We start from the raw sequence: 545 nt of genomic DNA, 5'->3' as shown, positions 1-545 counted from the left end.
TTATTCAGTCGGTTTGCTGTTTGTTATCAAATTCTCATTTATCCATTTCTTTACTTTTTTCGTTACAAATGACATTGGAGAAACACCTGAATTATTATTCACTGTTATATCTGCACCATTTTCCAATAATGTAATCGCAGATTTGTCATTTCTATCAAAAATGGCAATGAATAGCGGGGTACGACCATTTTCTTCTTGGATATTTAAGTTTGCCTTTGACCCTGCAAGAAGTTCTATAATTTCCGGGCTATTCTCTTGAGCAGCGAAATGCAACGCCGTCCACCCAGAGTCATCTTGCAAATCCAAATTCAAACCATTCATTTTGTATTGCTTTATTAGTTCAATGGCAAACGTACTCTTTCCTTCGACAATGAAATTCATTAATAGATTTCTTCCATCTCTATCCACAAAATCACATCCATACTTATCCACAAATGATATGACTTTTGTAAAATCATCTTCGTCGAATAATTCAAACATCAGATCTTCTGCTTCTTCGTTATATTTTGTACTCATAACTACTTTATTTTAGAATTTGATAATGT

Annotated in this window: 1 protein-coding gene; it reads right to left on the bottom strand. The window is 33.2% G+C overall.

Going from position 1 to position 545, the window contains the following annotated elements; translation table 11 throughout:
- Positions 1-516 (bottom strand): ankyrin repeat domain-containing protein, encoded by a 516-nt coding sequence (locus DWW52_RS20910; RefSeq protein WP_007662657.1) that lies wholly within the window; start codon positions 514-516, stop codon positions 1-3.
- Positions 517-545 lie beyond the last annotated feature (29 nt).

The sequence above is a fragment of the Odoribacter sp. AF15-53 genome, from assembly GCF_003479425.1.
Lineage (GTDB): Bacteria > Bacteroidota > Bacteroidia > Bacteroidales > Marinifilaceae > Butyricimonas.
The sequence above is the reverse complement of the archived record's forward strand: the minus strand, read 5'-3'. Positions and strand labels throughout refer to the sequence as shown.